Here is a 6,888-nt window from a genome sequence, read left to right as displayed (position 1 = left end):
GCGCCAGCTATCTGGTAAGCGCGCGCGCCATGGCGCCGGTCACCGCCGCGTGGCCGGATTTTACTCCGCCGCGTGGCCGGATATTGCACCGCCGTTGACAAATTCGGGCGGATCGCGGGTGCGCTGCGGAAATCGCCGCTTTTCACATGCACCGAACCGCGGCTTTCGGGCCGCAGATTGCAGACGCTGGCGGTGATCGCCGGGAAAGGATGCACCGGGTCGCCGAATTTATCCAGGCTGACCGGCTGCACATGCCATTCCAGATCGGCACTGGCCTTTTCCGGGCCCGAGCGGGTGAAGATCCCCAACTGGCTCGGCGCCATCGCCATCGGGCCCGAGCGTTTCAGCAGATATTCCAGCCCGATCGCGGCCTTGCCGAACAGGCTTGAAGCTTTTTCGTTCAGTGTCGGCACGCCATGCACCTTGTAGACCAGGCGCAGTTGCAGATGATCCTGCAGGTTCTCGCCGATCCCGGCCACCTCTTTGACCGGCGCGATCCCCGCTGCGGCCAGCACCTCACCCCGGCCGATGCCCGACAGTTCCAGCAGCTGCGGCGAGCCGATGGCACCGGCCGACAGCACCGTTTCACGCAGCGCCCGCGCCTCCTTGCGGCTGCCCTGATGGTGGAAGACAACGCCCCTCACCTCGCCTTCCTCGATGATCAGCCGTTCGGCCTGAGCGCCGGTCAGCACCCGCAGATTGGGCCGCCCCGCTGCCGGGCGCAGGAAGGCTTTCGTGGTGTTCCAGCGGACGCCGCGACGCTGGTTGACCTCGAAATATCCCGCGCCCTCATTGTCGCCGCCGTTGAAATCGTCATTGCGCGGGATGCCGAATTCCAGCGCCGCATCGCGAAACGCATCCAGCACCTCCCAGTGCAGCCGCGCCTTTTCCACCCGCCATTCGCCGCCCGCGCCATGCAGCGCGCTGGCGCCAAGATGGTAATCTTCCTGCGCGCGGAACAGCGGCAGCACATCCTCCCAGCCCCAGCCGGTGCAGCCCGCCTGCGCCCAGCCGTCATAGTCCTGCGCCTGGCCCCGCATATAGATCATGCCATTGATCGACGAACAGCCGCCCAGCACCCGCCCGCGCGGGTACAGCAGCGACCGGCCGTTCAGCCCCGGTTCTTCCTCGGTGCGGAAACGCCAATCGGTGCGCGGGTTGTTGATGCAGTAGAGGTACCCCACCGGAATATGGATCCAGGGGTAATTGTCACGGCCACCCGCTTCCAGCAGCAGCACCCGGGTTTTCGGATCGGCCGAAAGCCGGTTCGCCAGCACGCAGCCCGCGCTGCCCGCCCCGATCACGATGTAATCATAGCTTTCCACTGACACCCCCCTCTCGCTGCCCAGCCCCCGCGCGGCCTGCATCGGGTCGCGTCCCTGCAAGGGAAGCGGCCGCACGCGAAGCTTCGATATGTTCATAATTGTTCAGGCCCTCCTCCGGGCCGTCTTGGGAAAATGCGTCAGGATTTCTTTTCGGACAAGCCATTCAGGCTGATTGATTTCTCACAGGATGTGTACGAAAACGAACAGCATGACGCAGTTCAACTGGGACGACATGCAGTTCTTCCTGGCCTTGGCCCGGGATGGCCAGCTCAGCGGGGCCGCGCGCCAGCTTGGGTCATCGCATGTCACGGTGGCGCGGCGGATAGACCGGCTGGAGGCCGCGCTGCGCCAGCGCCTGTTCGAACGCTCGGCCCGGGGGTATGAGTTGACGGCCAGCGGCCGGCGTCTGGTCGAAACGGCTGAACGGATGGAAGAAGCCTCGGGCGGGGTCATTCCCGGCGCGGGGCCGGGCCAGGGCCTGACCGGCAATCTGCGCCTTGCCGTGCCCGAAGGCTTTTCCAACTTCTTCAGCGAACATATGCTGGCGGCCTTCACTGCGCGCTTTCCCGATCTGTCGCTGGAACTGATCACTCTGACCCAGGTGATCTCGTTGTCGCGGCGCGAGGCAGATTTGACCGTGACATTAGACCCGGTGACGCGCGGGGGCTATCGCTCCGAGCGGCTGGCCGATTATCAGCTAAGGATTTATGCGGCCAAATCCTATATGGCCGCGCAAGAGCCGATCCGTTCGCGGGCCGATCTGCTGAAGCATCGCTTCCTGGGCTATATCGAGGAAATGCTCTTCGCCACCGGCCTCGACTATCTGGGCGAGGTGCATCCCGGCCTGCGGCCCGCCTTCAAAAGCTCCAGCATCTACAGCCAGATGATCGCCGTGCGGCAGGGCAATGGCCTGAGTGTCCTGCCCTGCTACATGGCCAAAGCCTGCCCCGATCTGGTGCCGGTTCTGCCCGACGAGATTGCGCTGACGCGCACCTACTGGCTGACCTGCCATCGCGACACGCGGCAGATGCGGCGCGAACGGGCGGTGATCAGCTTCCTCACGGAAGAAATCCTCCGCCACACCGATCTCTTGCTGGACCCCGCAGTCTGAACGCTCAAAACGCCGCGCGATACAGCGCCAGCGCGTCGGATTCGGTCACCGGAACCGGGTTGTTGCCCAGAAGTCGGGTCTGCAGCATGGCATCCGCAGCAAGAACAGGCAGACTTTCGGCACTGACGCCCACATCGCGCAGCCGGCGCGGCGCGCCGGAGCGGTCCATCAACGCCTCCATGCCGGCAATGAAATCCGTGGCCGCAGCGCCAAAGCCCAGAAGCGCACCCAGTTCGGCATAAAGCGGTGCTGCGGCGGGCAGGTTGTGACGCAGGACCGGCCCCAGCATGAGCGCATTGGTCAGCCCATGCGGCAGGTGATAGCGGCCCCCCAAGGGATAGGCCAGCGCATGCACCGCGCCGACCGGGCTGTTGGCAAAGGCCTTGCCGGCGAGGCAGGCACCATACAGCATCGCCTCGCGCGCAGGGCGGTTCTGCCCATCGGTGCAGGCGGTCACAAGGTTCGCGGCCAGCAGCCGCAGGGCCTCGCGCGCATAAAGATCGGAGAGCGGGTTCTTCTTGTGCCGCGAAGTATAAGCCTCGATCGCGTGGACCATCGCGTCGATGCCGGTGGCGGCGGTCTGGCCCGGCGGCAGGCCCATAGTCAGCGCGGCATCCAGCAGCACCAGATCGGCATAAAGCTGCGGAGCAACGACGCCCATCTTGGTGGTCTCACCCGTAGTCAGGATGGTGATATTGGTCACTTCCGACCCGGTTCCGGCGGTGGTGGGCACCTGAACCAGCGGAAGACGACCGCCCTTCACCTTGTCGATGCCGTAAAGCCCCGCCAGCGGCTGGTCACTGTGCAGCAGCACCGCGGCCAGCTTGGCGATATCGAGCGACGAGCCGCCGCCAAAGCCGATCACCAGATCGGCCCCTGCGGTTCGGCCCAGCGCCACACAATCGAGGGCCACCGACTCCGGCGGATCGGCCACCGTGCCGTCGAAGACGCTGACCCGAAACCCCGCCTCTTCCAGCGTTGCGAGGGCTGGCGCGATCACCCCCAAACGCACCAGCGGCGCATCGGTGACCAGCAACGCCCGGCGCGCCGAAAAGCGCGCGGCCAGCAGTCCGCCCAATCGCCGGGCGCCGTCCCATTCGATCTTCAGGGCGCCGGGCGCGTCAAAGGTGAAATCCTGCATCATGGCCCTCGCCCGGTTCAGATCGTCATATGGCGGTCGACCACCGCGTCGGTCAGGCCCGAGATATCGCCGCCTTCCACCACCGCGCCCTTTTCCAGCATCGCAAAGCGCGAGGCGGCACGGCGCAGGAAGCCGATATTCTGCTCGACCAGGATCACCGTCAGGCCAAAGTCGCGGCTCATCCGCAGGATCACCTTCTCGATATCCTCAACGATCGAGGGCTGGATGCCTTCGTTCGGCTCGTCCAGAAGCACCACATCCGGCTCGGCCGCAAGCGCCCGGGCGATGGCCAGCTGCTGCTGCTGCCCGCCCGACAGAAGCCCGCCGCGCCGGTCCATGTTTTCCGCCAGATAGGGGAACAGTTCGGGCACGATCTCGGGCACGGCGCGCTTGCCCGCACGGTTGGCAAAGCCGCCCATCACGATGTTTTCGCGCACGGTGAAATCAGGGATGATGCCACGCCCCTGCGGCACATAGGCAATTCCAGCGCGGGCGCGCATATGGGTGGGCGCCGCCGAGATGTCGCGCCCGCCCAGCCGCACCACGCCCTTGGCGCTGTCGGTCAGGCCCATGATGGTCTTCAGCAGCGTCGTCTTGCCGGTGCCGTTGCGCCCCGCAATGCCGGTGATCTTGCCCTCGGGCACCTCGAGGCTGATGCCATTCAGCGCCCGCGACCGTCCATACCAGCTTTCCAGATTGGTCAGGCTCAGCATGCGGAAATCTCCTGTGACCCCAGATAGGCGGCGCGCACGGCCGCATCGCTTTCGATCTCGGCCACGGTGCCTTCGGCCAGAACGCGCCCCAGATGCAGAACCGTGATCTTCTCGGCAATGTCGCGCACGAAGGCCATGTCATGCTCGACCACCAGCATGGTGTGATTGCCCTTCAGCCGGTTGATGATCGCCGCAGTCTTGCCGGTTTCGGCCTGCGTCATTCCAGCCGTCGGCTCGTCCAGCAAAATGACATCGGGGCTTTGGATCATCAGCATGCCCAGTTCCAGCCATTGGATCTGGCCATGGCTCAGCGTGCCGGCCTCGGTCTTCATCTGATCGGACAGGCCGACCAGGTCGATCACCTCCTCCACACGCGCCCGATCCGCCGCGCTGCGCCCGATGCGCAGGTTGGAGAAGACGCCGGGATGGCGCGATTGCGCGACTTCGATATTCTGCCGCACCGTCAGCCCGGTGAAGATCGAGGGGATCTGAAACTTGCGCCCGATCCCGGCCCGCGCGATGCGGTATTCGCGCAGGTTGGTGACATCGCGCCCGTTCAGCAGCACCCGCCCGGACGTTGACCGGGTCCGGCCGCTGATCAGATCCATCAGCGTGGTCTTGCCAGCACCGTTCGCGCCCAAGAGCACCCGCAATTCGCCCTTCGCCACCTTCAGCGACACGCCATCGACGGCGCGGAATCGTCCGAAGCTGACGCCCAGAGCTTCGGTCTCCAATGCGTAAACGCTCATTGCCGCACCTCTTGCTTCAGGGATTCGGAACGCCGCCGCCCGGTCAGCCGGCGCATCATGTCATGGGCAAAGCCGCCAAGCCCCTGCGGCAGCCAGATCACCACCAGCACGAAGACCAGCCCGACAATCGCCTTCCAGGCCTCGACCAGGGCTTCGGTTTCCGAGGCCCGCGCCTCCAGCACATTGATCAGGATCGCGCCGATACAGGCTCCCAGGATCGAGCCGCGCCCGCCCACCGCCGCCCAGACCACCATCGAGACCGAGAAGGTCAGATCCAGGAACGAGGGCGAGGCAAATTCCGCCACCACCACATAGAGCATGCCAGCCAGACCCGAGATCGCAGCCGAGACCGCGAAGAAGAAGGTCTGATAGGCTGGCACGTCATAGCCCAGATACAGCGCCCGGGTCTGGCTGTCGCGGGTGGCCTGCAGCACGGTGCCGGCGCGGGTCGCGACCAGAAGCCGTGCCAGAACCAGCACCACGATCATCGCAATTGTAATGACGTAATAGGTCGTCACCGCATAGGGATCCAGCTCGGTGCCGAAAAGGTTGAAATAGCCCAGGTCGGTCAGCCCGTTGAACCCGTTGGTCAGCGGTTGGGCATCAACCAGCAAGAGCCGCGCCAGCAAGACCAGCGCCAGGGTGATGATCGACACGAAGACGCCGGAAATCCGCTGGCCGAAGATCAGCCTGCCCAGCAGCGTGGCCACGATCACCGGCGCGATAATCGCCATCGCCACCCCGAACCATTGCGACTGGAACGGGATCCACAGCCAGGATCCGGGCGTGATGCAGCACAGATCGGTCGAGGCGCCGGGCTGCGCATTCCACAGCATGAAATCCGGCACCGGCTGGTCGGACCCCTGTTGCAGGCTGGTATAGCTCGCGAGCTTCAGCGGCATCGCCATCGCATAGGCGCCGAGGCCGAAGAACAGGCCCTGCCCCAGGTTCAGCACCCCGGCATAGCCCCATGTCAGCGCGATGGCGGCGCCCAGCATGCCGAAGCACAGATATTTAGCCACCCGGTTCAGCCAGAAGTCATCGCCGGTCAACGGCAGCGCCAGCAGGACGGCGAAGAACAGCAGATAGGCCCAGATGCGGTAATTGGTCAGAAGGGAAGTCATGCCTCAGCGCCCCTTGAAGCTGAACAGCCCGGCGGGCCGGAGAAGGATCACAAGGATCACCACCAGCAGGACCGAGGCCCGCCCGGCAATCTCGTTGAAGAAGATGGCGACCAGCGCGTTGATCTCGCCCAGGATGCCAGCGGCGGCCATCGTGCCCAACAGGCTGCCCACGCCCCCGGTCACGACGACCATGAAGCCGTCGACCACCATCGTCGCCCCCATGTCGGGCGAGACCGAGCGGAAGCCCGCCATCAGCACCCCCGCCACCCCGGCGAGGCCCGAGCCAAGCGCGAAGGTGATCGCATTGGTGGCCTTGACATCGATGCCGCAGGCGGCGGCCATTTGCGGATTGCGGATGATCGCGCGCACCTTCATCCCAAGCGGCGTGCGATAGAGGGTGAACCAGGTCAGCCCCGCCAGAACCAGCGTCACCAGCACGATGAAGACGCGATAGCTGTTCAGTTGCAGCCCGAACAGGCCCAGTGTGCCTTGCAGGAACTGCGGCACCGGCACGTTCTGCAGGCCCGAGCCCAGACCCTCGACATGGATGCCGAAAAAGCTCAGGCCGAATTCCAGCCGGATCGCCTGTTGCAACAGGATCGCGATGCCCCAGGTGGCCAGAAGTGAGAACGGCGGTGAGAAATTAGGCCACGGAAGCGGCGGCATGGAGCTGCTGCGGGCGGCGTAAAAGTCGTCCACCTTTTCCCTTTCTGCGACAGCAGGGA

At 65.0% G+C, this 6,888-nt stretch carries 7 protein-coding genes; 1 reads left to right on the top strand and 6 read right to left on the bottom strand.

What is annotated here, in order from left to right; translation table 11 throughout:
- On the bottom strand, positions 1-1,367 hold a 1,367-nt coding region (locus ACDP63_RS23935), incomplete at its 3' end, for a GMC family oxidoreductase (RefSeq protein ID WP_409928771.1).
- Positions 1,368-1,533: 166 nt separating this feature from the next.
- Here ACDP63_RS23935 and ACDP63_RS23930 point away from each other — a divergent pair.
- Positions 1,534-2,436, top strand: coding sequence for a LysR family transcriptional regulator (locus ACDP63_RS23930; protein WP_108128803.1), 903 nt, complete (start codon positions 1,534-1,536; stop codon positions 2,434-2,436).
- A 4-nt stretch (positions 2,437-2,440) separates the two neighbouring features.
- On the opposite strand, the gene ACDP63_RS23925 is transcribed toward ACDP63_RS23930, so the two are convergent.
- The 5 genes from ACDP63_RS23925 to ACDP63_RS23905 all read right to left on the bottom strand — a co-directional run.
- Entirely contained in the window at positions 2,441-3,580 is a 1,140-nt protein-coding gene (locus tag ACDP63_RS23925) for an iron-containing alcohol dehydrogenase (RefSeq protein ID WP_409928770.1), read from the bottom strand.
- A gap of 14 nt (positions 3,581-3,594) precedes the next feature.
- On the bottom strand, positions 3,595-4,290 hold the full coding sequence (gene urtE / locus ACDP63_RS23920; RefSeq protein WP_054303326.1) for an urea ABC transporter ATP-binding subunit UrtE: 696 nt from the start codon (positions 4,288-4,290) through the stop codon (positions 3,595-3,597).
- Positions 4,284-5,039: an urea ABC transporter ATP-binding protein UrtD gene (gene urtD, locus ACDP63_RS23915; RefSeq protein ID WP_409928769.1), complete on the bottom strand. Its 756-nt coding sequence runs from the start codon at positions 5,037-5,039 to the stop codon at positions 4,284-4,286. The genes urtE and urtD overlap by 7 nt, the downstream gene beginning before the upstream one ends.
- Entirely contained in the window at positions 5,036-6,163 is a 1,128-nt protein-coding gene (gene urtC / locus ACDP63_RS23910; protein ID WP_409928768.1) for an urea ABC transporter permease subunit UrtC, read from the bottom strand. The genes urtD and urtC overlap by 4 nt, the downstream gene beginning before the upstream one ends.
- A 3-nt stretch (positions 6,164-6,166) precedes the next feature.
- Positions 6,167-6,888: ABC transporter permease subunit (locus ACDP63_RS23905; RefSeq protein WP_409928767.1), on the bottom strand; the 722-nt coding region annotated here is incomplete at its 5' end.

Source organism: Paracoccus sp. P2 (assembly GCF_046335115.1).
Lineage (GTDB): Bacteria > Pseudomonadota > Alphaproteobacteria > Rhodobacterales > Rhodobacteraceae > Paracoccus > Paracoccus pantotrophus.
The sequence above is the reverse complement of the archived record's forward strand: the minus strand, read 5'-3'. Positions and strand labels throughout refer to the sequence as shown.